Source organism: Sphingobium sp. WR1 (assembly GCF_059693745.1).
Window position 1 is genome coordinate 22,770 of record NZ_JCATID010000028.1, and the last position, 22,814, is coordinate 45,583.

At 65.2% G+C, this 22,814-nt stretch carries 20 protein-coding genes; 6 read left to right on the forward strand and 14 right to left on the reverse strand.

From position 1 onward, the window contains the following. Window positions 1-44 precede the first annotated feature (44 nt). The 4 genes from AC58EF_RS23850 (at window position 45) to AC58EF_RS23865 (ending at window position 3,114) form a co-directional block, all read left to right on the forward strand. Window positions 45-338 (forward strand): HU family DNA-binding protein, encoded by a 294-nt coding sequence (locus tag AC58EF_RS23850; RefSeq protein ID WP_497278971.1) that lies wholly within the window; start codon window positions 45-47, stop codon window positions 336-338. 146 nt (window positions 339-484) lie between these two features. Beyond that, window positions 485-1,957, forward strand: a complete 1,473-nt coding sequence (locus AC58EF_RS23855; protein ID WP_497278972.1) for an MFS transporter — start codon at window positions 485-487, stop codon at window positions 1,955-1,957. 606 nt (window positions 1,958-2,563) lie between these two features. Then, window positions 2,564-2,797: a type II toxin-antitoxin system ParD family antitoxin gene (locus AC58EF_RS23860; protein ID WP_497278973.1), complete on the forward strand. Its 234-nt coding sequence runs from the start codon at window positions 2,564-2,566 to the stop codon at window positions 2,795-2,797. Then, on the forward strand, window positions 2,794-3,114 hold the full coding sequence (locus AC58EF_RS23865; protein WP_497278974.1) for a type II toxin-antitoxin system RelE/ParE family toxin: 321 nt from the start codon (window positions 2,794-2,796) through the stop codon (window positions 3,112-3,114). Before AC58EF_RS23860 ends, AC58EF_RS23865 begins: the two co-directional genes overlap by 4 nt. 3 nt (window positions 3,115-3,117) lie before the next feature. Here the strand turns inward: AC58EF_RS23865 and AC58EF_RS23870 are convergent, their stop codons facing one another. Genes AC58EF_RS23870 through AC58EF_RS23880 form a run of 3 tightly spaced genes read right to left on the reverse strand, consistent with a single transcriptional unit; the run spans window position 3,118 to window position 8,775 of the window. Further along, window positions 3,118-4,482 carry an efflux transporter outer membrane subunit gene (locus AC58EF_RS23870; protein WP_497278975.1) on the reverse strand — a complete coding sequence of 455 codons (1,365 nt, stop codon included), beginning with the start codon at window positions 4,480-4,482 and terminating at the stop codon, window positions 3,118-3,120. Next, window positions 4,479-7,631, reverse strand: coding sequence for an efflux RND transporter permease subunit (locus AC58EF_RS23875; RefSeq protein ID WP_497278976.1), 3,153 nt, complete (start codon window positions 7,629-7,631; stop codon window positions 4,479-4,481). The genes AC58EF_RS23870 and AC58EF_RS23875 overlap by 4 nt, the downstream gene beginning before the upstream one ends. A gap of 10 nt (window positions 7,632-7,641) precedes the next feature. Further along, entirely contained in the window at window positions 7,642-8,775 is a 1,134-nt protein-coding gene (locus AC58EF_RS23880) for an efflux RND transporter periplasmic adaptor subunit (RefSeq protein WP_497278977.1), read from the reverse strand. Between the two features lie 352 nt (window positions 8,776-9,127). On the opposite strand from AC58EF_RS23880, the gene AC58EF_RS23885 reads away from it, so the two are divergent. Together AC58EF_RS23885 and AC58EF_RS23890 are read left to right on the forward strand one after the other, a co-directional pair. Next, window positions 9,128-9,856 carry a response regulator transcription factor gene (locus AC58EF_RS23885; protein ID WP_497278978.1) on the forward strand — a complete coding sequence of 243 codons (729 nt, stop codon included), beginning with the start codon at window positions 9,128-9,130 and terminating at the stop codon, window positions 9,854-9,856. After that, entirely contained in the window at window positions 9,853-11,217 is a 1,365-nt protein-coding gene (locus AC58EF_RS23890) for an ATP-binding protein (RefSeq protein WP_497278979.1), read from the forward strand. Before AC58EF_RS23885 ends, AC58EF_RS23890 begins: the two co-directional genes overlap by 4 nt. A gap of 3 nt (window positions 11,218-11,220) precedes the next feature. On the opposite strand, the gene AC58EF_RS23895 is transcribed toward AC58EF_RS23890, so the two are convergent. From AC58EF_RS23895 to AC58EF_RS23945, 11 genes are all read right to left on the reverse strand, one after another. Beyond that, window positions 11,221-11,547: a DUF3325 family protein gene (locus tag AC58EF_RS23895; RefSeq protein WP_497278980.1), complete on the reverse strand. Its 327-nt coding sequence runs from the start codon at window positions 11,545-11,547 to the stop codon at window positions 11,221-11,223. After that, on the reverse strand, window positions 11,544-13,052 hold the full coding sequence (locus tag AC58EF_RS23900; RefSeq protein WP_497278981.1) for a PepSY-associated TM helix domain-containing protein: 1,509 nt from the start codon (window positions 13,050-13,052) through the stop codon (window positions 11,544-11,546). Before AC58EF_RS23900 ends, AC58EF_RS23895 begins: the two co-directional genes overlap by 4 nt. Further along, window positions 13,049-13,354, reverse strand: coding sequence for a ketohydroxyglutarate aldolase (locus AC58EF_RS23905; RefSeq protein ID WP_497278982.1), 306 nt, complete (start codon window positions 13,352-13,354; stop codon window positions 13,049-13,051). Before AC58EF_RS23905 ends, AC58EF_RS23900 begins: the two co-directional genes overlap by 4 nt. A 4-nt stretch (window positions 13,355-13,358) precedes the next feature. Continuing rightward, the gene (locus tag AC58EF_RS23910; RefSeq protein WP_497278983.1) at window positions 13,359-15,461 is read right to left on the reverse strand and encodes a TonB-dependent siderophore receptor; all 2,103 of its coding nucleotides are present in this window, start codon (window positions 15,459-15,461) and stop codon (window positions 13,359-13,361) included. Between the two features lie 105 nt (window positions 15,462-15,566). Beyond that, window positions 15,567-16,388, reverse strand: coding sequence for a hypothetical protein (locus tag AC58EF_RS23915; RefSeq protein WP_497278984.1), 822 nt, complete (start codon window positions 16,386-16,388; stop codon window positions 15,567-15,569). Window positions 16,389-16,449: 61 nt separating this feature from the next. Further along, on the reverse strand, window positions 16,450-17,610 hold the full coding sequence (locus AC58EF_RS23920) for a TonB-dependent receptor domain-containing protein (RefSeq protein WP_497278985.1): 1,161 nt from the start codon (window positions 17,608-17,610) through the stop codon (window positions 16,450-16,452). Further along, window positions 17,607-18,701: an endonuclease/exonuclease/phosphatase family protein gene (locus AC58EF_RS23925; RefSeq protein WP_497278986.1), complete on the reverse strand. Its 1,095-nt coding sequence runs from the start codon at window positions 18,699-18,701 to the stop codon at window positions 17,607-17,609. Before AC58EF_RS23925 ends, AC58EF_RS23920 begins: the two co-directional genes overlap by 4 nt. 135 nt (window positions 18,702-18,836) lie before the next feature. Then, a complete protein-coding gene (locus AC58EF_RS23930) occupies window positions 18,837-19,469 on the reverse strand; it encodes a 2-dehydro-3-deoxy-6-phosphogalactonate aldolase (protein WP_497278987.1) in 633 nt (210 codons plus the stop codon). Next, window positions 19,466-20,332 carry a 2-dehydro-3-deoxygalactonokinase gene (locus AC58EF_RS23935; protein ID WP_497278988.1) on the reverse strand — a complete coding sequence of 289 codons (867 nt, stop codon included), beginning with the start codon at window positions 20,330-20,332 and terminating at the stop codon, window positions 19,466-19,468. Before AC58EF_RS23935 ends, AC58EF_RS23930 begins: the two co-directional genes overlap by 4 nt. Window positions 20,333-20,456: 124 nt before the next feature. Continuing rightward, window positions 20,457-21,368 carry a CmcJ/NvfI family oxidoreductase gene (locus tag AC58EF_RS23940; RefSeq protein ID WP_497278989.1) on the reverse strand — a complete coding sequence of 304 codons (912 nt, stop codon included), beginning with the start codon at window positions 21,366-21,368 and terminating at the stop codon, window positions 20,457-20,459. Beyond that, window positions 21,368-22,804: an aldehyde dehydrogenase family protein gene (locus AC58EF_RS23945; protein ID WP_497278990.1), complete on the reverse strand. Its 1,437-nt coding sequence runs from the start codon at window positions 22,802-22,804 to the stop codon at window positions 21,368-21,370. Before AC58EF_RS23945 ends, AC58EF_RS23940 begins: the two co-directional genes overlap by 1 nt. Between the last annotated feature and the right edge of the window lie 10 nt (window positions 22,805-22,814).

The window sequence follows — 22,814 nt, forward strand, 5'->3', positions numbered from 1 at the left end:
TTTCTGCCAGGAAATCCACACCTATGGGGGTAGGGGAAATAAATATGGTTCGATCCGACCTGGTCGTCCGGTTGATGGACGACAATCCGAATCTGACGCAGCGCGACGTCGAGAAAATCGTCGAGATTTTCTTCGGGTCGATCGTCGATCAGTTGGGCAAGGGAGGACGGGTCGAGCTTCGCGGCTTTGGCGCCTTCACGGCTCGCGCAAGCGATGCCCGGCAGGGACGTAATCCCAAGACCGGGGAAATGGTCGCGGTTCCGGCCAAGACCAAGCCGTTCTTCAAGGCGGGCAAGGCGATCGCGGTTCGGATCAGCCAGAGCAAGGTTGAGGCGTAAAGCTTCGAGCGATGCATTATGCGGATGGGGCGTTGCCCCAGTGAATTCGTATACGTGACTTGCTCCCAGTGCCGGGGCGTGCCAGCGCTACGGATCGGGCGCAGGCGGCGGCAGGTCGACCGCGCAAGGGACAGGAAGGGAAAGGCATGGAAAAGCCTCGTCAGGGCTTTGCGGGGCTGTGGAATATCAGTTTCGGCTTCTTCGGCATCCAGATCGGCTTTGCGCTGCAAAACGCCAATATGAGCCGCGTCTTCCAGTCGCTGGGGTCCAGCATCGACGACCTGTCGGCCCTGTGGATCGCGGCGCCGCTGACCGGGCTGCTGGTGCAGCCGATCATCGGCCATCTGTCCGACCGGACCTGGCTGGGCACGCTGGGGCGGCGGCGGCCTTATTTCCTGCTGGGCGCCATATTGGCGGCGATTGCCTTGCTGTTCATGCCGCGCAGCGACGGGCTGCTGATGGCGGCGCTGCTGCTTTGGATGCTCGACGCCAGCCTCAATATCTCGATGGAGCCGTTCCGCGCCTTTGTCGGCGACATGCTACGCAAGGATCAGCATGTGGTCGGCTATGCGGTGCAGACCGCGTTCATCGGCGCCGGTGCGGTGGTGGGGTCGCTTTTCCCCTATGCGCTGGATCATTTGGGCGTCGCCAATGTCGCCCCGCCGGGCGAGGTGCCCGACACCGTGCGCTACAGTTTCTGGGTGGGCGGCGCGGCGCTCTTTGGTGCGGTGCTGTGGACGGTGTTGACGACGCGCGAATATGCACCCGAGGAGATGCGCGCGTTCAGCGCGGAGGCGGAGACGCACACCGTGCCTGATCTGGCGACGCGGAACTCGTTGCCCTGTTTTGCCTGGATCGGCGCCGGCACGATCGGCGCGCTGCTGGTCGAAGCCTGGGGGATGGAAAAGGAAGTCTATCTGCTGGGCGCGTTGCTGGCCGTCTATGGCTTCGCCAGCCTGGCGGCGATCCTGCTGGCGCGTGCAGGACGGGCGGACAATATGCTCGCCCACATTGTCGGCGATGTGACGGGTATGCCCCCGATCATGCGGAAGTTGGCGGTCATCCAGTTTTTCAGCTGGTCGGCGCTATTCATCATGTGGATTCACACCACCCCGGTCGTGGCCCAATATATGTTCGGATCGGCCGACCCGGCGAGCGCTGCTTATCAGGCGGGCGGCAATTGGGTCGGTGTGCTCTTTTCGGTCTATAACGGCGTCGCGGCGGTGGCGGCATTGACGTTGCTGCCGTGGATCGCGCGACGGATCGGACAGGCCCGCACCCATGCACTGTGTCTGACAGCCGGCGCGGCGGGGTTTGCCAGTTTCCTTGTCCTGCGCAATCCCGATTGGCTGCTGCTGAGCGAAGTTGGGATCGGTATCGCCTGGGCATCGATCCTCGCCATGCCCTATGCGATGCTCGCGTCGAGCCTGCCGGCGGCGAAGATCGGCGTCTATATGGGGCTGTTCAACATCTTCGTGGTCGTACCACAATTGTTGGTGGCGACGGCTATGGGATCCATTATGAAGACCTTCTTCCCCGGCGATCCGATTTGGACCATGGCTTTCGCGGCCGCGACATTGCTGCTCGCGGCGCTGGCTTCGTTGCGAATCAGGGCTTGATGCGATTCACGACGGACAATCATTTTTCCGTGGCATCGTTCCGGCGATATCAGGTTGAATTGACGCTACGGAAAGCGTTGCATCCTGCTATGGATGCACATTTTGCAACCGCGAGAGGATGTTTCGCACTTGCAGCACGGATCGCTTCGGGGCAAAAGGAGCCTGCCTTTCAGGCATCCTCTCCTAAAACTTTCACGGGCTGGTCTTCGGATCGGCCCGTTTTTTTTAGTCGCCAAATCAAGGTTTCGACATTGGCCGTCGGGAAGGCGGGACCCGGAAAGACGCTCAGTCGACTATACCGAGAGCGGATGTCAGCGTCGGTGCGTCGCACCATCAGCATCCTGGTGCCGGGTCGCGAGCGGACAGATCAACTGATTGAGCCGGGTTTCATCCTGCACGCCCGAAGCGAAAGCGCGACAAAGCCAGTCCAGACACCGTGCCAGAAACAGCATGGCCCTCTCCCATTCTCTTATGCTCCGATCATAGCATAAGCGCGATCCGAGTGAAGGGGCCGCAAGCGAGCGCAAGCAAATGATACGGCTGAGTACGGCCATGTGTCCACTCCGTCAGGCTTGCCAATTTTTGCCAATCGGCTATCATCCCGCCATGAGCACGATGAACATCTCGCTTCCCGAAACGCTCAAAGCCTTTGTCGACGAGCAGGTCGTCGGACGCGGTTATGGCACCAGCAGCGAATATGTCCGTGAATTGATCCGCAAGGATCGCGACCGCCAGGCTCTGCGCGCGCTGCTGGTCGAAGGCGCGGCCAGCGCGCCCGGTGCACCGGCGGACGCGCATTATTTCGACAACCTGCGCGACCGGATCGCCACCGCGCAGTGAGCGGCAAGCCCGTCGTGCCCCGCGCCCGCGCGCGGGCCGACGTTGAATTGATCGTCGATCATTATTTGCACGAGGCGGGAGCCGACGTGGCGCTGCGCTTCGTCGATGCGCTGGAGGCGAGCTATGGCGCCGTGTCTGCCCGGCCAGGTGCCGGATCCCCGCGCTTTGCCCATGCACTCGACCTGCCAAGCCTGCGCAGCCGGAGCGTCGGTCGCTTTCCCTATCTGATCTTCTACGTCGAACAGCCTGACCATATCGATGTCTGGCGCATTCTGCACGCCCGGCGCGATATCGCCGACTGGCTGTTCGAAACCTGATCGCTACTGGTCCGCGCCGATCACGCGGTAGAGAAGGATGCGATTGCTAACCAGGGCGAGATCGGTCGCGATCGCCGACTGACGCGCGCTGTAGAGGGATCGCTGGCTGGTGAGCGCGGTGAGAAAGGTGTCGACACCCGCGCGATAGCGCTGGTCGGCCAGATCATAGGCGCGGCTGCTGGCCGTCACCAGCCGCTGCTGTGCCGCCTGCTGGGCGTCGACCGTGCCGTCTCGCGCCAGCGCATCGGCCACCTCCCGAAAGGCGGTCTGGATCGCCTTCTCATATTGGGCCAGATAGAGGTCGCGCTGCGCCTTGCTGTAATCGAGATTGCCCCGGTTCGCCCCGCCGAAAATGGGCAGGCTGGCCGAAGGGCTCGCCGACCAGGCGAAAGCGTCGCCGGTGAACAGGGACGACAGCGCCGAACTGGCGACGCCGATCGCGGAGGTCAGGCTGATCCTCGGGAACATCGCCGCGCGCGCGGCGCCGATATCGGCGTTGGCGGCCTTGAGCTGATGTTCCGCCTGAAGCACGTCGGGGCGCTGGAGCAGTATGTCGGACGACAGGCCGGCGGGGACCCTGGCGACGCCGGCGATCAGGCTGTCGAGCGAGACGGGGAGCAAGGTCTCCTCGATGGGAGCGCCCGCAAGCAGGTCGAGCGCGTTGCGGTCCTGCGCGACCTGGGTGATGTTGGCCGCGACGTCGGACGCCGCCTGCTCCACCGTGGTTTCGGCCTGATGCACGTCGAGCTTGCCAGCCAGACCAGCGGCATTGAGTGAACGGGTGAGGTCGAGCGTGCGCTGGGCGCTTTCTTGTGTCTGGCGCGACAGGGCCAGCAAGTCCTGGTCCGCTGCCAATGTCGCATAGGCGGTCGCCGTCTCGGCGATCAGCGTGATCCGGGTCGATCGCGCGCCTTCCTCGGTCGCCAAATAGGATTCCAGTGCCGATTCGCTCAGATTGCGCAGCCGGCCGAACAGGTCGATCTCGAACGCGCTGAAGCCCAGGTCCGCACTATAGCTGTTCTGCCGCACATCATTCTGCCGGGTGAAGCTGGCGCCGGCATCGGCGGTCAGAGTGGGCAATTGTGCGGCACGTTGCACCTTATATTGCGCGCGCGCCGACTGGACGTTGGCGAGCGCGGCGCGCAGGTCGCGGTTGTTTGTCAGCGACCGTTCGATCACGGTCTTGAGCTTCGCATCCTGCACCAGTTGCGTCCAGGCCAGGCCAGCCCTGGCGTCCGTCCGCGGCGCATAGGCATCGCCGGTGGGCAGGGCGGGGGGCACGGGTGGGGCGGGGCGCTCATAATGCGGCGCCATGTTGCAACCGGCCAGCAGCAGCGCGGCGCTCAGGGACAGACGTGCGCGGATCATGCCGGAACTCCCGCGCCGGATGCAGCGGCAGGTGGCGCGGCCTTCGGCTTGTCGCTGCCGAAGAGGCGGGCGATGGTGAAGAAGAAGAGCGGCACGAAGAAGACCGCAAGCACTGTCGCCGTGGTCATGCCGCCGATAACCGCCGTGCCGATCGCGACGCGGCTCTGGGCGCCCGCACCAGTGGCGATCGCGAGCGGAATGACGCCCGCGATGAAGGCGAGGCTGGTCATCAGGATCGGGCGGAAGCGCAGCCGGGCCGCTTCCAGCGCGGCGTCCCATGCGTTTTTGCCCTCGTGATGCGCCAGTTCGGCGAACTCGACGATCAGGATCGCATTTTTCGCGGCCAGACCCATGGTGGTGAGCAGTCCGACCTGGAAGAAGATGTTGTTCTCCAGCCCGCGCGCCCAGACCGCGATCACCGCGCCGATCAGCCCGAGCGGAATCACCAGCAGAACCGCCAGCGGGATCGACCAGCTTTCATAGAGGGCGGCGAGGCAGAGAAAGACCACCAGCACCGACAGACCGTAGAGCAAAGGTGCCTGTCCGCCCGAAAGCTGTTCCTGATAGGACAGGCCGCTCCACGCATAGCTGGTGCCGGCGGGCAATTGCTTCTGCAACTCGACCATCCGATCCATCGCCTCGCCCGAACTGGCGCCTTCGCCGGCCTGGCCCTGAATCTCGAAGGAGGACAGCCCGTTAAAGCGCGACACCGTGCTTGGCCCCATGGTCCAATGGGTGGTTGCGAAGGCCGAGAAGGGCACCATCTCGCCGGTGCTGCTGGAGCGCACCATCCAGTTGTCCAGGTCGCTGGGCAGAGCGCGATAGGGTGCGTCGGCCTGCATATAGACGCGCTTCACACGCCCGCGATCGACGAAATCATTGATATAGCTGCTGCCCCAGGCGGAACTCAGCACATCGTCGACATCGGCTTGGGTCAGACCCAGAACCGCAAGTTTTTCGGTGTCGATATCTACCTTGAGCTGGGGCGTATCCTCCAGAGATGCGGCCCGGACGCCGGCCAGCATCGGGTCTTTCGCTGCGGCGGCGAGTAGCTGATTGCGCAGATCCAGGAAGCGGTCGCGGCTGAGCCCACCGGTGTTCAGCAGTTCGAAGGTGAAGCCGTTGGACTGGCCGAGGCCGCGAATGGCGGGCGGGGTCATCGCCAATATCTTTGCATCGCGGATCGCAGCCAGTTGCTTGGTTGTGCGGCCGGCAATTGCGCCGGCGGTGTTTGCCGCGCCCTTTCGATCATCCCAGGGGGCAAGGTTGATGAAGCCCTGCCCGACATTCTCCCCCTGCCCCTGGAAGCTGAATCCGGTCATGATGAAGGCGAATGCGACATTGTCCTTTTCGTCGTTCAGGAAATAATTCTGCACCTGGTCGATCGCCGCGTTGGTGCGGCTCGACTTGGCGCCGGCCGGCAGCGTGACCTGCACCATCACCTGCCCCTGATCCTCGACCGGCAGGAAGCTGGATGGCAGGCGCACGAACAGCAGCAGCAGCACGGCCAGCACCAGCACATAGGCGCCCCAGAACAGCTTGCGCCGGCTCATCACCTGTTCGGTGCGACGGATATAGCCGCCGGTCATCCGCTCGAACCAGCGGTTGAACTTGCCGGCCCAGCCCTTGTGGCGCTTCTCCTCGTCCGACCCCTTGAGCAGGGTGGCGCAGAGCGCGGGGGACAGGATCAGCGCGACCACCACCGACAGCAGCATGGATGAGACGATGGTGATCGAGAATTGCCGGTAGATGACGCCGGTCGATCCGCCGAAGAAGGCCATGGGCAGCAGCACGGCGGACAGGACCAGCGCAATGCCGACCAATGCGCTGCCGATTTCGTCCATCGACTTCATCGTCGCATCGCGTGGGGAAAGGCCTTCCTCCTCCATGATGCGTTCGACATTTTCGACCACGACGATCGCGTCATCGACCAGCAGGCCGATGGACAGCACCATGCCGAACAGAGTCAGCGTGTTGATGGAATAGCCGAACAGGGCGAGGATGCCGAAGGTGCCAAGCAGCACGACCGGCACCGCAATGGCCGGCACCAGCGTTGCGCGCCAGCTCTGGAGGAAGACGAACATCACCACCACGACCAGCGCGACAGCCTCGATCAGCGTCTGGATGACTTCTTCGACCGACAGTTTGATGAAGGGCGTGGTGTCGCGCGGATAGACGACCTTGAAGCCGTGCGGCAGGCCGGCGGACAGCTCCGCCACCCGCGCCTTCACCAGTTCGGCGGTCTTGAGCGCGTCGGCGCCCGGCGCCAGCTGGAGCGCCATGCCCGATGCGGGATGGCCGTTGAGGCGGGCGGAGGTGGTGTAGCTTTCGTTGCCCAGTTCGACGCGCGCGACGTCGGACAGATGGACGATCGACCCGTCGCTCTGCGTCTTGACAATGATCTTGCGGAACTGATCGGGGGTCTGGAGGCGCGCGCGCGCCGTCACCGTGGCGTTGATCTGCTGGCCGACGGGGGCCGGGTCGGCGCCGATCTGGCCGGCGGAAACCTCAATATTCTGCGCCCGGATCGCGCTTTCCACATCGGACGGCATAAGCTTGACCGCCGCCAGCTTGTAGGGGTCGAGCCAGATGCGCATCGCATATTGCGACCCAAAAATCTGCGTCGCGCCGATACCGTCCAGGCGCGCGATCGAATCCTGGAAATTATTGACCAGATAGTCGGAAATGTCGGCCTGGGTGGCATTGTCCGTTTCGTCGTAGAGGCCGACCAGCATCAGGAAATCGGTCTGCTGCTTGGTGACGGTCAGGCCCTGCTGCTGCACCGCATTGGGCAGGCGACTCAGCGCCTGCTGGACGCGGTTCTGCACCTGCACCTGCGCGGTGTCGGGATCGGTGCCTTTCTCGAAGGTGACGGTGATGCGCGATTGCCCCGTCGCCGTCGACGAGGAGGAAAAATACATGAGGCCGTCGATGCCGGTCAGCTGCTGTTCGATGACCTGGGTGACGCTGGTTTCGACGGTTTCGGCCGATGCGCCGGGATAGGTGGCGCTGATGCCCACGCCCGGAGGGGCGATGTCGGGATATTGGGCGATCGGCAGCGACAGCATGGCGCCAAGGCCCGCCAGCATGATGCCGATGGCGATGACCCAGGCGAAAATGGGCCGGTCGATGAAGTAGCGGCTCAGCACGGCGAAGCTCCTACTTCGCCGCCGCGACGGCGACGGGCTTGACCATGTCGTCGGGCTGCACCTTGTCGGTGCCTTCGACAATCAGCCGGTCGCCCGCGCTCAGGCCCGCGGTGATCAGCCATTTATCGCCGATCGCCTGAGCCGCGGTGACGATGCGGCGCTCGACCTTGTTCGCCCTGTTGACGACGAGCGCGGTCGCATTGCCCTTTGGGTCGCGCGTTATCCCCTGCTGCGGGGCCAGAATCGCGCCGGGCACCACCGACTGCGGCGCGACGACTCGGACGAACATGCCGGGCAGCAGCAGCCCGTCGGGATTGGGGAAGCGCGCGCGCAGCGTCACCGTGCCGCTGTTCACATCGACAATCGGTTCGGCGAACTCGATGCGGCCTTCCAGCGGATAATCGGTGCCGTCGTCCAGCTTCAGCCGGATGGTGGCGCTGGCGGGTAGTGTCTTGCCTGCCGCCAGCGAACGGCGCAACTGCAAGAGTTGCGTGCTCGACTGGGTCACGTCGACATAGATCGGGTCGAGCTGCTGGATGGTGGTCAGCGGATCGGCCTGACTCGCCGTCACCAGCGCGCCGGGGGTGAAGAGGGTGCGGCCGATCCGGCCGCTGATAGGCGCACGGACCAGCGTGAATTCCAGGTTCACGTTGCTGGTCTGGAGCGTGGCCCTGGCCTGCTGCACGGCCGCCTTCGCCTGCCGCGCGGTGGCGGTCACGTCGTCGCGGTCCTGCGCGCTGACGGCTTCCGTGTCGCCCAGGCTGCGATAGCGCTGCGCCCTCGCCTGCGCCGCGGCGGCCGTTGCCTCGGCGCTTGCCAATGTGGCGAGTGCTTCGTCGCGCGAGGCGCGATAGAGACGCGGGTCGATCTGGTAGAGCGGCTGGCCGGCGCTGACCATCGACCCTTCGGTGAAGAGGCGTTTCTGGATCAGGCCGGCCACCTGCGGCCGCACCTCCGACACCATGGTCGACACGGTGCGGCCGGGCAGTTCGCTCGCCACCGTCACATTCTGGGTGGTGAGCGTCACCACGCCGACTTCCGCCGGTCCTTTCTTGGGAGCCTTTTCCTGACCACATGCGGCAAGCAGCATGAGGACGGCAATCGGTGCGACCCGAAGGCTGTGAAGATGGGCGGAAGTCGGCATGGGTCGGCGTTCAGTCCTTGGGCGTCAAAGTTACGGGCCCTCGCGACGCCACCCGGAGTGGAAAGGGGGTGGATCGGGCGCACAAGGGGGAGGGGAGGGAATGTGCGCCGTTAATCCGGCCTGTCCAATCGGGCTTTCCTGCCATGATGGCGGGAAGGGTCATCGCAAGGGCTCCGCTTTGTGTCGGCGGAGGGATGCCGACGTGAATGTCATGTCCATTTTGCCTGTCACGTCATAGCGTGACTTGTTTTCCGATTGGGTCGGCGGGTCGCGGCGCGTATCGCTTTGTATCAGCCTGTATCGGCGGCAGAGGGACGCAGACTTTTCGCGCAGTCGGCGCTAGGGAGGAGCCATGGTTGACTTTGCCCTTGCCCGGCCGGCCACGGTGCTGGTGGTCGATGACGACGCAGATATTCGCGAACTGATCGTCGGTCAGTTGCGACAGGAAAATTATCGCCTGCTGTCGGCATCCAACCTGATCGATTTGCGCCAGACGCTTCGCGACGAGCCGGTCGACCTGATCGTGCTCGACCTCAACCTGCCCGATGGTGATGGATTGTCTCTGTGCCGAGAATTGCGGGCCGAAGGCGCCGAGGTGCAGATCATCATGGTCACTGCACGCGGCAGCGCGATCGACCGTGTGCTGGGGCTGGAACTGGGCGCGGACGATTATCTGACCAAGCCGTTCGAACCGCGCGAACTGCTGGTGCGCATCCGCAATCTGCTGCGGCGGGCGCGCAGTGAGCCCACATCGCGTGGCGGGGCAATGCGCTATGCTCATTTCGGACCGTGGCGGTTGGACTTGCAGCAGCGGCGGCTGGTCGCGCCCGACGAGCGGCTGGTGATGCTTTCTTCCGCCGAGTTCCGCCTGCTTAGCCGCTTCATCGAGGAACCCAATGTCGTGCTGGCGCGTGAAACGTTGCTGCCCGAACGCCGTGCGACGGCAGCCTTCGACCGGTCGATCGACCTTCAGGTCAGCCGGCTGCGTCAGAAGCTGGCCGCGATCCGGGGCGGGGACGAACTGATCCTGACCGTGCGTGGCGAAGGCTATGTGCTGGCGAGCGGGGTCGACTATTCATGATCCCCCGGTCGGTGCAGCGCGTGCGCGCTTTCTTCGGCACGATGGCGGGGCAGATCTTCCTGATCCTCACCGTCGGCATGTCGGTCGCCGCGATTATCGCGCTACTGGTTGCAGAACAGGCACGCCATCGTGATTTCGAGCGGGTGCGGCGGCAGCGCGTGGTGGCGAGCGCGGTCGACATCGCCGCCCGGCTGCGGCGCGATCCCGTGCAGGTCGGGGCGATGATGGCCGCGCACAATATCGTCGGCGCCTATCCCGAGCCGGAGGGGGTTGCGATTGGCGAGCCTGACGCCGACCTGGAAGCGGCGTTGAAGGAGCGGTTCGGCAACCAATCGCAGCCCGAGGCGGGGCAGATTCCGGTAGGCCTGTGCTTCCCGCCGAAGGAACGGAAGGACCGTGCGGCAGGGCTGATCGACGCGCCGAAGCCCGATTGCTGGGTCGTGCGGTTTACCGACATTGGCGGCCAGCGGCGCGCCATGGCGCTGACCTTTCCCCGTATCGCCAAACCGCCCAGCACCGTGTTCAATCCGCTTTACCTGCTGGTGATCATTGCCGCATCGGCCGGATTGGCGATATTGGTTGCGCGCTTCGTGTCCAAGCCGCTGCGACGGCTGGAGCGTGCGGCGGAATCCTTTTCCCTCTCGCTCGACCCGGAGGAAATACCGGCCACCGGCCCGGAGGAGGTGCGGGCGGCGCTTTCGACATTCAACCTGATGCAGCGCCGCGCCCGCGCCGGTTTCGCCGAACGCACGCAATTGCTCGCCGCGATCAGTCACGACCTTCAGACACCGCTTACCCGAATGCGATTGCGGCTGGAACTGGTTGAAAATATGGAGTTGCGTGATCGGCTTCTGGTCGATCTTCAGGCGATGCAGACCCTGGTGCGGGAGGGGCTGGATCTCGCCAGCAGCACCGAATCCCGTGAGGAATGGTCGGTGGTCGATGTCGATTCCCTACTTGCCAGCATGGTCGAGGATGCCCAGGATCTGGGGCAGCCGGTGCGTTTTTCGGGCGGCTGTGGCGGATCGGCGCGCGTGAAGCCCAATGCGCTGACCCGCTGTATCGCCAATCTGGTCGACAATGCCGTCAAATATGGCGGCAGTGCGGAGATCGGTTGCGCGCGCGCGGGCGGGCGGCTGTTGATCCAGGTTCGGGACCATGGTCCCGGTATCGCCGCGGACCAGATCGACCAGATGTTCGAACCCTTCACCCGTGGCCCCAGCGGCCAGCCGGGCGGGCGGCACGGCACCGGGATCGGGCTGACCATCGTCCGGTCGCTGGCGATGAGCTTCGAGGCGTCGGTACGGCTGCGCAATGCGGAAGGCGGCGGCGTCATCGCGACCATCGACATGAAGGAATGACGCTCAGGCGCGAAGGATAAGGCCGGCGAGAATGAGCAGGCCAGCCACGACCAGTCCCGGTCGTAGCCAGGCGGGCCGGTAGGTGAGGCCGAGCATGAGGAGGCCGCCGACCAACGGCAACAGTCCGCACCAACTGACCAGGCCGACCCCGCCCTGCCAGAGTGGCGTGATGCTGCACAGGGACAGTACCAGCAAGCACCATCCGCCTGGTGCGAGCAGCGGCGCGACAGCGGGCTGGTGCCACGGACCGGCAAGCGCCCGGCGGTGGCGATCCATGCTGGCGGCCAGCGCGAACAGACCGAGATAGAGAAGTCCAGCGGTGACGATCATGCCGGTACCGCCCGTCGCCGCGTCACGAGGGGCGCCTGCTTCCGTCGCAGTTGGCGCAGGATGACCGGCAGCAACGCGCCCGCAATGGCCAGCAGCATCAGGTTGACGATCGCCATGAGCGGCTCGTCGGCCCAGATCGGCCCCAGCAGCGCGGTGCATAGGCAGGCGATGGCGAGCGCGCCGAGCAGCAACGGCCAACCGATGGCCGGCGGCAGGAACAGGCCCGCTAGGACGGCTGCTCCTGCCGTCCAGAGCGCGGTCGACACTTCCGCTTCGGCGCGGGCTGCGATGCCGAGCGGCAGCAAGCGGTTGGCCAGCAGGAAGGCGACGGCGCCGATCGGCACGCCGGTCAGCACGCCGACATTCAGCCGTTCGAGGATGCGATTGCCGATCGAGAGCGGGGCGCGCTCCCGGCGCTTGACGATCCAGAGGATCATGCCCGTCGCGATCGCCAGCGTGAGCATCGCGCCGCCCAGGAAATAGAGCCAGCGGGTGAGCGACGGCGCGAAACGTGCCATGTGCAGGCCGTAGATGGTCTGATAGGTGCGGATGCCCGCTCGCCCCTCGGTCCAGACCTTGAGCGTCCTGCCGGTCGCGCCGTCGAAGCTGATCTCGCCGGGCATATAGCCGATGGCGTCGGCATCCGACGGATAGACAGTGACGACGGCGCCCTTGTCGCCCGGATTGAAGACATTGACGCGGCCGATCGGCGTGCCGCCGAAATGGCGCTGCGCCGTCGCCAGCATCGGCGCAATCGGCGCGAGCGGCGCCTTTTCCCCGGTTGCGGCGCGCGTCACCGACCCCGGCGTCAGATCGGCATATAGGGTGGCGACATCCTCGCCATAGGCCGACACGATGCCCCATGGCAGGTTGAGCGAGGCCAGCGTCAACAGACCGGTGAAGGTGATCATGATGTGGAACGGCATGGCCAGCACGCCCAGCGCATTATGGCCGTCAAGCCAGCTGCGCTGCCCCTTTGCCGGGCGGAAGGTGAAAATATCCTTGAAGATGCGCTTGTGGGCGATGATGCCGGTGACGAGCGCGACCAGCATCATCATCGCCGCCAGCGACGCGAGCAGCCGGCCCCAGGGATAGGGCAATTCCAGTTCGAAATGGAGGCGGTAGAAAAATTCGCCGCCCAGCGTCTCGCGCAGGACCGGCGTGCCGGTCAGCGGGTCGAGCGCCTGGGTCAGATATGTCCCGTCGCTGTCATAGGTCGCCTCCACCGTATTGGCGCGGCCGTCCGGCGCGGCGAGATACCAGCCGGTCGACCCCGTCGTATTGCGTTCGAGCCAACGGGTAGCGGCGAGGATCGCGTCGGCGGGCGGGGTCACCGCCACCGTTTCCGGTCGCATCCAGCGGCTGATTTCCGACTTAAACACGGTGAGCGTGCCGGTGAGGCACATGATGAAGAGGATATGGCCGAGCAATAGCCCGGTCCAGCCGTGCAGCCAGGCCATGCATTGGCGCGCGCCGTCGCGCACCATGTTTGTCGCGCTGCTCATGCCACCGGCCCGGCCAGCCAGGCGATGAGCGCGAGCAGGCCGGAGGCCAGCGCCACGCCCGCCAGCGCACGCCAGGGGCCACGCGCCAGAAAGGCCCAGATCGTTATCGCGGGTGCGACCAGATAGGCGATCATCGTGGCACTCGTCACCGCTTCGACCCGGCTCATCGGCAGGGTGCGGGCCAGCATGGCCGCCACCAGCGCGGCCACCAGATAGGCGCCGACCGTCCCGGCCAGGGCACGCAGCGCGACATTGCCGCGATAACGCCACCCCTCCTGGCGTCGCTTCGCCCCGACCCTCATGCCATCAATACTCCACACTCAGCGTCGCCAGCACATTGCGCGGCGGCGCATAATAGGCCTGGCCCCACATCAGGCTGTTGAGATAGCGCCTGTTGGTGACGTTGCGGACATTGATGCTGGCGCGAACATGATCGACGACACGGACGCCTGCCATCAGGTCGAGCACGGCATAGCCCCTCTGCCGATAGGTGCCGACATCGACCGCGGTGCGGATCGCATTCTGCCAGCGCAGCTGGGCGCCCAGCTTCAGGTCGTTGAATTCGGGCAGGCGATAGGTGCTGGACAGTTTCAGCGTCTGGGTCGGCAGCCAGGTGCGTGTGTCGTTGCCATCCGGGTCTTCGATATCGAGCCAGGTATAGCCGCCGCTTAGCGACCAGTTTTCCGTGATATGCCCCGCAATCTCCAATTCGAATCCCTTGGACGTGGTATCGACTCCGCGATAATAGCTTTCATTTGCAGGTCCAGCACTATCCGGGCCGAACACGCCCGCAAATTCGGCCAGCCCGTTCTGCTTCGCGCGGAAGATGGCGGCAGTGGCGTAGAGCCTGCCGTCCAGCCATTCGCTCTTTACCCCGGCCTCGATGCTCGTCCCCTTGGCGGGATCGAGCCGGACATTGTTCACATCGACTTCGGTCTGCGGATTATAGATGTCGGTATAGCTGGCGTAGAGCGAGACATTGGGCGTCAGGTTCATGACCAGCCCGGCATAGGGGCTGAGCTTGCTATCCTTGCGATAAAGGTCGCTGTCATAGCTGTTGCCGGTGGATTTCAGCCACATGGCGCTGGCCCCGACGACGGCCTTGAGATTGTCGGTCAGGTTCAGGTGCGCAGCGCCATAAGCGCGGGTCAGCCTGTCGGTGCTGCGGCCCGCGAGATAGGTGTCAGCAAAGGCGGGTTCGGCGATCGATCCCTGATCCCATTGGCTGACCGGCGGGTAGACGATATCCTCGGATGAGGCGCCTTCATATTCCCAGCCGTCCCGCTTGGCGGTGGACAGGCCGAATGCCAGGCTATGTTCGCGACCGAACAGGCTGACCGGGCCGGACGCGTAGAAATCGCCCAGATATTGCTTGTAATCGGACGGATAAAGCCCCGCCATGCCATGGACGCCCAGGCCGGTGACTGGATCGGGCGTGCCATAGGCATACAGCAGCTTGGCGTTTTCCTCGAACCTTTTATAGGTAAAGACGCCCTTCACCGACCAGCCATTGGCGAATCCATAGGCCAGTTCGGCGAAGGCTGTGGTATCGGTCGTGTTCCAATAGGTCCAGTCGGCCGAGGTCGATGCCGAGCGCGGATAGGCGACATGCGTGCCGTCGCTATAGACCAGCGGCAGCGCCCCCCAGAGCACACCGTCGCTGTTATTTTCCTGGCGGCTATAGCCGACCGTCGCCTTGAGCTGCGATGTTACCTGCCAGCTGACGATGCCGCTCATCACGTCGCGATTGTTGCGGTTATAATCCAGATAGGAGTCGCGCTCCTGATGGGCGTAGGTGACGCGCGCCGCCACCGTGTCGGTGATGGGCACCGACACATCGCCTTCCGCGCGCCACAGATCCCAGGAGCCGAGCTGTACGCTGCCCTTGGCCTGGAAATGATCGAGCGGCCGCTTGCGCACATAGTTGATGGTCGCGGACGGATTGCCGATGCCGGTCAGCAGCGCATTGGCACCGCGGATCGTCTCGACATTCTCGAACAAGGCCGTGTCGAGATCGCCGAACTGGATGCCCCAGATCAGCGGCAGACCGATGCCGTCCAGCTGGAAGCTGGTGATGTCGAAGCCGCGCGAATTGAAATAGGTGCGGTCGGTTTCGACCCGCTCGACATTGATGCCGACCGCCTGCGCCAGCAGGTCATTGACGTTGGTCAACGCAAAATCGTCGATCCGCTCGCGATGGATGACGCTGATCGATTGCGGCGTTTCCCGCAGGGTTAGCGACAGGCCGGTGGCGGAGGTGATCGCCTGGTTCGCCACGCCTGTAACGACGATGCTGGATTCGTCGCCAACCGCAGCGCCCGCGTCTGCCAGGGGCGCCGCCAGCGCCTGGCCGGCGGGAACTATGGCGACGGCGCCGGCCAGAAACAAGCGGCGCAGATGGCGATACATGGGCTTCCCCCAGATGGATGTGACTTGCGCGCTCCGTTAGAGGAAGAAAGGAATGCGAGTCAATCGCATTAGCATTTTACGGAATAGGGCGGCATCTGCCGTCTTTCACTCTATGCGACTGCCGATCATGGCATGGGCGCTGCGGTCGATGGACCAGAGCAGCGCCGTCTTCACCGGATCCCAGTCGATCGCCTGGCCGGGCGACGCGAAGCCGATCGTGCGACGCAGCTCCAGCGTCGATCCGGCATCGGGCAGCGCCAATTCGTAGATTTCCGGCCGGTCATGACCCGCGACATACAGGCGCCCGTCGTTGCTCCAACTCAGGCCGGAACAGCTTTTTGGCGCGAACCGCGCAAGCACGGCAGGCGGGAAGGTCCAGGCCGCTTCCTGCCGGAACTGATCGTCCATCCGTGCCAGCAGCGTGTAGCGATGGTCGCGGCCTGGTTCGCCGCCCTTGCCCGCATAATTGGCGAAGACGGCCCACCATTTACCGGCATGACGATCCATCACGGTCAATGATCCGGGCCCAAGCCCCAGGCTGACGGTGCGCAGATGTCGCAGCGTCCGCGTGTCGAAAATCTCGACCGCGCTGGTCTGCGGCACGGCCGGATAGTTGGACGCGGCGCATATCAGCTCGCGCGCCGCCACGGTGCAGCTGTTCATATGCGGGAAGAGGCGGCGCTCGCCCTGCCAACTGGCGACACGGCGGCCGTCGGCGATGCGATATTTGCCGATCCGGTCATTATCGATCGCATAGACATGAGTGCCGTCCGACGCGACGCCCTGGTTCGCTTCGGGCGCGGCCAGCCGGATCGCCACGGGCGCGGGCGGCGGCGACGGAGCGTCGGTCCCGTCCTGGGCAGCCGCCATGGCCGACAAGGTCAGGCCGGTTCCGATGGCAAAAGTGGAAAACAGGCGACCCGTCATGCTACTGCTCCCGTCATGAAGCGCGGAGCGATAAGCGGGGAAGGCTACAAAAAAATGGCAGTCAGAGGGCAAGGCTCGCCGACAGCATTACGCTGCGGGCCTGATCCTGCGCGCGCAGGCCGAGCGGCGCAACGGGGCTGGTGAAGATGCTGCTGGCGAGCCGGTCGGGATCGGCGAGGCGCAGGCCGATGGTCAATCCCGGCGCGGCCGCCGGCTGGCAACTGACCGCGGCCGAAACGCGGATCGGGCGGTCATGCAGGTCGGTCGGCGATAACAAGGCGGGCGTTGTGGCTCGTGCGGCGCGCAGACTGGCGCGCCATGGCCCGGCTTGCCAACGCCCTTCGGCCGCGAATTGCGTCTCATGCGCCGTGCTGCCCTCGACCCGGTCGACAATGGCGCGGCCATAGCGCAGCGACCAGCTGAAATGGGGCGTCAGGCGGTGCGTAGCGGTCAGAATGCCGCCGCGCAGGTCGGCCGAACCGCGATTGAACGGCAGCGCGCTGCCGTCCGCGAAGGCCAGGCGATCACTGAGTCGCCCACCATAGAGGTCCAGTGACATGCGTAGCGCGGGCGTCACCGCCCAATCGGCGCCAAAGGTGAGGTGGCGGTGCCGTTCTGGGCGTAGTTCCCCCTGCAAGGCGCGAAAATCCTCGCGCGTCAGCGCCAGTGGACCGCTCATGCCGATATCGGCGTAGGCAAGCAGGCTTTCATCATAGGCAGCGCGTAGCAGCAGGTCGCGTCCCGCTGCCCAATGCAGGGCGGCATACGGTTGGAACCAATCCTTTGAGCGCAGATTGGCGTTGGTATAGGCAGCGGTCGCATTGGCGTTGCGGTTGCTATATTTGCCGCCCGACCAGCCGAGGCGCAGGGTCGCGCGATCATCCACCGGAAGCACGCCTTCGACTCGAAGCGTCCGGACGCGCGTGCGGGAAAGATGCCCTGCGAGGGGCGTGGCGGCGCGCGCGCCGCTCTCACGCTGCTGCGAAAACTGCATCGTCTGCCGCGCGATGCTGAAGGTCACGGCCGCCTCGTCACGGGCCGGCGGCGCGTCCGTCGACATGAGCGGCGCCGCGCGCCGCAACCGGGCCGGGACGCGCAGCAGCGTGAGCCGTACCGGCGGTTTCAGCGTGAAGCGGGCCGTCTGGTCGATCGAGTGGATCTGCGCGAGCGCAGACGGGCAAAGGCAGGGCAAAAGGGCGAGACCGGCGAGCAGCGGCTTCATGGCCGCGCCTCCACCGTCAAGGCCGCCAGGCGGACGCTCGTCTCCTCCGGTTGACCGGTCGGAGCATAGGTTAGGGCATAGCCATAATGGTCGGAAAGCGGTGCGCCGTCCGCTTCCTGGCCGAAGGGAACCACCGCCTGCGCCACCGCCATGGGGCGACCGCTGGCATCGCGGGCGAACAGCCAGTCCTTGGCGCGTTCGGCCGAGGCGTTGAGGTCGGCGCGATCGGCCTGGCCGGGCAGGGTCAGGGCGCGGCGTATGCCGCCAAGGGTCGGCGTGACGAAACCCTGGCCAGCGCGCGCCCATCGACCGAAGAAGGCGGCGTTGCGGGCGGGATCGCCACCGATATTCATGTCTCCGCCCAGGATCAGCGTCTGTCCCTGGGGCACCTGCGTCCGCACGAACTCGGCCAGCAGCCCGACCTGCCGCGCGAAAGCCTGCTGCGAACGGGCAATGGATACACCCGCCGCCTTGCGCGCGTTGAGGTGGGTGTTGACGATGCTGACCGGTGCGGCAAAGCCCGGCACCGCGAGATGCGCGACCAGCACCCCCTTGTTGGCGAGGCAGTCGAACCCGGCGCAGGCAAAGGCGGGAAAGGCCATGCGTGTCTGTCCGACGATCGGATAGTCGGACAGGATCAGCAGGCCGCTGCCGAAGCGCTTGCCCATCGCCTCGCCTCGATCCCAGCGCCCTTGCGCCAGATAGGCGCGATCCTGCGCCGTCGCGGTCAGGGGGGCGATCGATGCGGCGTCCGGGCCGGCGGCGACATGGGCATAGCCGGCGCGTCGAGCGATGGCGGCGGCTTCCGGGGTGAAGGCTTCCTGGAGCAGAACGACATGCGGTTGCCGCCCTTCACGGCGCAGGCTGGCCAGCCGGTCGCCGATCTTCGCCAGCGCCTCCTCCCGCCCCCAGGCGATCGGCCAGGGCAGACCCTTCACATTATAGGTCATGACCGACAGGCGCCCGTCGGCCGGCGCGACGGCGTTCAATCCGTCAAGAGCGGCGTAGGCAACGGGTCGGCTGCCGGTCGTTCCGGTCGCGGCCATTACCGTCAGGCTCGCGAACAAGAATGTGCGCAAAAGCTTCAGCATGATCAAGACCCCCGCCGACGCGCATAGCGCGGCTTTGGGTCATGTCCGCGAAAGTAAAGCGGCAGGGATATGAAAGTTCAAGGACGTCTTTCTTCATGAAAAAGACGCTGCCCTGTCATGAAAAGTGCCTGTCGGTCAGTCCTGCAAGTCTTTCCAGCCACTTATGAAGGCGTGGGCGGCGTCGCCGACCTGCTGCGCGGTGGCGCCGGGCTTGTAGAGAGCGGAGCCAAGGCCGAATCCGTTCGCGCCCGCCTGGCGCCATGGTCCCATATTGCCGGGGGTGATGCCGCCGACGACCAGCACCGGCAGATCCTTGGGGAAGACGGCGCGCTGCGCCTTGAGCACGGCGGGGGTGGCGGCTTCGGCGGGAAAGAGCTTGAGCGCGGTGGCGCCGGCCTGGACCGCGGCGAAGCCTTCGGAGGGAGTGAAATAGCCGGGCATGGAAATCATGTCGGCCTTCGCCGTCGCCGCGATGACGGCAAGGTCGCTGTTGGGCGAGATGATGAGCTGCCCGCCCACATCCTGCACCTGCGCGACCTGCTCCGTCGTCAGCACGGTGCCGGCGCCGACCAGCGCCCGCCCCGCGAAACGGCGCGCCAGCCTGCCGATACTGTCGAGCGGTTCCGGCGAGTTCATCGGCACTTCGATCAGGGTGAATCCGGCCGCGACCAGCGCATCGCCGATCGGCTCGACCTCGTCCGGTCGGACACCGCGCAGGATCGCGACCAGCGGGCAGCTGGCAAAAGCGGTGGCGAAATCGAGGCTCATGACAGATACTCCCAAAGGCGGATCGCGCCGGCGATGAAGGCCGCGTGACTGTCGACCGGCAGCACCGTGCCGCCCAGTTCGGTAATGGCCCGGCCGTAGAGCGAGCCCAGAGCCGGGTCGGCCAGCAGATGGACGTCGCCTTTCCCCGCATGGGCGGCGCAATCGGCGCCGATCAGCAGGCCGCTGACATAGGATGCGGCCTCTTCGCGGTCGCGCAGCCCGAGCAGGCTGGCGGGACGCACGCCGAAGAGTGAGGCAAGCAGATCGCCGTGCGCGCCGTCCCGCACACCTTGCGCAAAGGCGTCGCCGGGCGTCACCTCGCCGGTCATCTCCTGGCCGATCAGGGCATGATTTTTCAGCAGCGCGAACATCTCGCCGGTCATCGCGGTGACGAAGGCGGACAGGACGCCCTCCTCCATCCAGGCCCATTTGCAATGGGTGCCGGGCTGGCAGAGCAGCGCGTCGGCAGGCGCCATGCCGGCAGCGATCGCGCCCAGAAGCTGGACCTCTTCGCCGCGCATCACGTCCCCGCGTCCGTCCGCCATATGGCGGACGCCGGGGATGATGAGCACGCCCTCCATCGGCCGCACCACGGCGGCGGCGAGCGTCTCCAGCGTCGCGGGGGTGGAGACATAGCCCGCATCCACCCAACCGCGGTTGGAGCCCACCATGCCGGCGAGCACCACCGGCGCGCCGCCATGCCGGTCGCGCAGTCGGGTCACTTCCTCTTCGAAGCCGCCGGATGGCACCGTCGTCACACCGAGCGAATCCCGCTCGGTTCCAACAGCGACGCCGTTGTCGATGCGATAAGCGCGGCGATTGGTGGTGCCCCAGTCGACGGCGATGAAAGTCTGCTGCCCCATATATTGTCTGATTATATCGGGGCGGCGATTTAGGCAACCTGTCAGCGTCTGATGATGAGCAACCTCGGTCGCTCGACGGCGCCCGCGGGTTCTGATCTTTGTTCGTTCGCGTGAACGGAACAGCCTATTCGAAGAAGGCCACCGCCCGCACTTCTATGCTGGACCGGGTTTTCGTGTCCGGCAGGCTGGTATCGTGGAAAGCGGTATGGGGACAGCGCCAGGTGACATCATGGTCGCTGTCCTGGAATTTGAACAGCAGTACGTCGTCGACCGCCATGTTGGAAAAATACCACCAGCGATGGCGGGGGCGGTGGCGGAAGATGGAGGCGGCGATCATCTGCTCTTCGCCCGCGACCGGGGCGGTCAGTGCATCGCCGGTCGGCAGTTCGTCCACCACGAACAAGGTGTTGGACGTCGCTTCCTCGTCCGATACGGTGCGGCCGTCGCACACGGCCAGAGGCCAGTCCTGCGGGCCGGGGGAGAAACTGCGCCAGAAGCTGACGCAGACATAGCGTCGATAGCCTGGACCGTCCGGGAAGGCGGCGGCATAGGCGCGTTCGGCGGCGCGGCGGCCGGTGATCTCATCATAGTCGACATGCGCCTCGCCCGCAGGCGGCTGGATGCCGCCTTCGTGACGGTAATCTTCCACCTTCTCCTGCGCGCGGGCGGTGAGATCGGCGGAAGTGCGGATCATCCAGCCGCCCACCGACACGCAGGACGCGCCGGTGAGCGCCCTGATCGCTTCCTCGCATTCGCGCGGATAGTGTCGGTCGACTTCCTCCTTGTCGAAAAAATCGTTGATCGCGCTGCGATGCCTGCCGAGCAGAAAGCCATGGGTGTCGAAGCGGAAATGGTCACGCATAGGTGTGCCGTCGCGCACGATCATGCGATGTTCGCTATAGCGGCCGGTGTTGATTTCCACCCCCTGCGATACATAGCGGCGGGTGACGAAATCGCCTTCGTCGAGATAGCGGATCAGTGCGGGAGCCTGCCGCGCGCTGTCCTCTATATCGGCATCGATCGGCAGGCTCGCCATCAGGCCACCTCTTCGGGCAGGGCGCCGATGACCGACTTGACCTCCAGAAACTCCTCCAGCCCGAACTTGCCGAACTCCCGGCCATTGCCCGACTGTTTGTAGCCGCCAAAAGGCATGTCGAAGGCGAGGCCGCCCGCATTGACGAACACTGCGCCGGCGCGCAGCCGGCTGACGAATTTGGCGGCATGGGCCGGGTCGCCGGCGACATAGGCGCCCAGGCCATAGGGCGTGTCGTTGGCGATGCGGATCGCGTCCTCATCATCCGCATAGGGCATGAGGACGAGGACGGGGCCGAAAATCTCCTCTTTGGCGATGGTCATGTCGGGCGTGACATTGGCGAAGACGGTGGGGCGGACATAGCTGCCCGCGTCCAGCCCTTCGGGCCGGCCGGTGCCACCGGTGACGAGCGTCGCGCCTTCGTCGATGCCGGTCTGAATGAGGCTTTGGATGCGGTCCCATTGCCGCTGGCTGACGACCGGGCCGATATGGTCGCCCTCCTGCTGCGGATCGCCGACCTTCTTCGCGGCGAAGAGCGCGCCGACCTTTTCCGCGGCCTCGTCATGCTGGGAGCGATGGACGAGCATCCGGGTCGGTGCGACGCAGCTCTGTCCGCTGTTGAGCAGCACGCCGCCCGCGCCGCCGGGCAGCGCCACGTCGAGCGGCGTGCCTTCCAATATGATGTTGGGCGATTTGCCGCCCAGTTCCTGCGCGACACGCTTGACCGTATCGGCAGCGTTCTTCGCCACCATGATGCCCGCGCGGGTCGAGCCGGTGAAGCTGACCATGTCGATGTCGGGATGTCTGGCCAGCGCGGTGCCTACGCCTTCGCCGTCACCCTGTACGAGGTTGAAGACGCCGGCCGGCACGCCCGCTGCGTCCATCACCTCGGCGAAGATGGCGGCGCAACTGGGCGCTTCTTCGGAGGGTTTCAGGATCATGGTGCAGCCAGCGGCCAGCGCCGGTCCGACCTTGGCGACGATCTGGTTCATCGGCCAGTTCCAGGGGGTGATGAGCGCCACCACGCCGATGGGTTCGCGCACGACGCGGTTATTGCCGATCTTCTCGCCGAATTCGTAATTTTTGAGCGCCGCCAGTGCCTGGCCCAGATGACCGAGGCCCGAACTCGCCTGCGCGGTCTGGGCGATGGAAATAGGGCAGCCCATTTCGGTGGCGATGGCGCGGGCAATGTCGGGAACGCGCTTCTGATATTCGGCGATGATCCGTTCGATCAGGGCGATGCGCTCCTCCCGGCTGGTCCGGGAGAAGGTTTCGAAGGCACGACGCGCGGCCTTCACCGCCGTGTCGACATCGGCGGCGGTGCCCAGGATCAGGTCGGCGGTGCTACGGTCGGTGGCGGGGTTGATGACGGCGATGGTGCGGCCGCCCTGGCTGTCGACCCATTGGCCATCGATATAATGCTGGAGCGTGTTGGGCATGGCTATGTCC

Bases quoted from the DNA above. Each gene is read 5' to 3' on its own strand.
- AC58EF_RS23850 (WP_497278971.1), top strand. From the start codon at position 45: ATGGTTCGATCCGACCTGGTCGTCCGGTTGATGGACGACAATCCGAAT.
- AC58EF_RS23855 (WP_497278972.1), top strand. From the start codon at position 485: ATGGAAAAGCCTCGTCAGGGCTTTGCGGGGCTGTGGAATATCAGTTTC.
- AC58EF_RS23860 (WP_497278973.1), top strand. From the start codon at position 2,564: ATGAGCACGATGAACATCTCGCTTCCCGAAACGCTCAAAGCCTTTGTC.
- AC58EF_RS23870 (WP_497278975.1), bottom strand. From the start codon at position 4,482: ATGATCCGCGCACGTCTGTCCCTGAGCGCCGCGCTGCTGCTGGCCGGT.
- AC58EF_RS23880 (WP_497278977.1), bottom strand. From the start codon at position 8,775: ATGCCGACTTCCGCCCATCTTCACAGCCTTCGGGTCGCACCGATTGCC.
- AC58EF_RS23885 (WP_497278978.1), top strand. From the start codon at position 9,128: ATGGTTGACTTTGCCCTTGCCCGGCCGGCCACGGTGCTGGTGGTCGAT.
- AC58EF_RS23890 (WP_497278979.1), top strand. From the start codon at position 9,853: ATGATCCCCCGGTCGGTGCAGCGCGTGCGCGCTTTCTTCGGCACGATG.
- AC58EF_RS23895 (WP_497278980.1), bottom strand. From the start codon at position 11,547: ATGATCGTCACCGCTGGACTTCTCTATCTCGGTCTGTTCGCGCTGGCC.
- AC58EF_RS23900 (WP_497278981.1), bottom strand. From the start codon at position 13,052: ATGAGCAGCGCGACAAACATGGTGCGCGACGGCGCGCGCCAATGCATG.
- AC58EF_RS23905 (WP_497278982.1), bottom strand. From the start codon at position 13,354: ATGAGGGTCGGGGCGAAGCGACGCCAGGAGGGGTGGCGTTATCGCGGC.
- AC58EF_RS23910 (WP_497278983.1), bottom strand. From the start codon at position 15,461: ATGTATCGCCATCTGCGCCGCTTGTTTCTGGCCGGCGCCGTCGCCATA.
- AC58EF_RS23915 (WP_497278984.1), bottom strand. From the start codon at position 16,388: ATGACGGGTCGCCTGTTTTCCACTTTTGCCATCGGAACCGGCCTGACC.
- AC58EF_RS23920 (WP_497278985.1), bottom strand. From the start codon at position 17,610: ATGAAGCCGCTGCTCGCCGGTCTCGCCCTTTTGCCCTGCCTTTGCCCG.
- AC58EF_RS23925 (WP_497278986.1), bottom strand. From the start codon at position 18,701: ATGCTGAAGCTTTTGCGCACATTCTTGTTCGCGAGCCTGACGGTAATG.
- AC58EF_RS23930 (WP_497278987.1), bottom strand. From the start codon at position 19,469: ATGAGCCTCGATTTCGCCACCGCTTTTGCCAGCTGCCCGCTGGTCGCG.
- AC58EF_RS23935 (WP_497278988.1), bottom strand. From the start codon at position 20,332: ATGGGGCAGCAGACTTTCATCGCCGTCGACTGGGGCACCACCAATCGC.
- AC58EF_RS23940 (WP_497278989.1), bottom strand. From the start codon at position 21,368: ATGGCGAGCCTGCCGATCGATGCCGATATAGAGGACAGCGCGCGGCAG.
- AC58EF_RS23945 (WP_497278990.1), bottom strand. From the start codon at position 22,804: ATGCCCAACACGCTCCAGCATTATATCGATGGCCAATGGGTCGACAGC.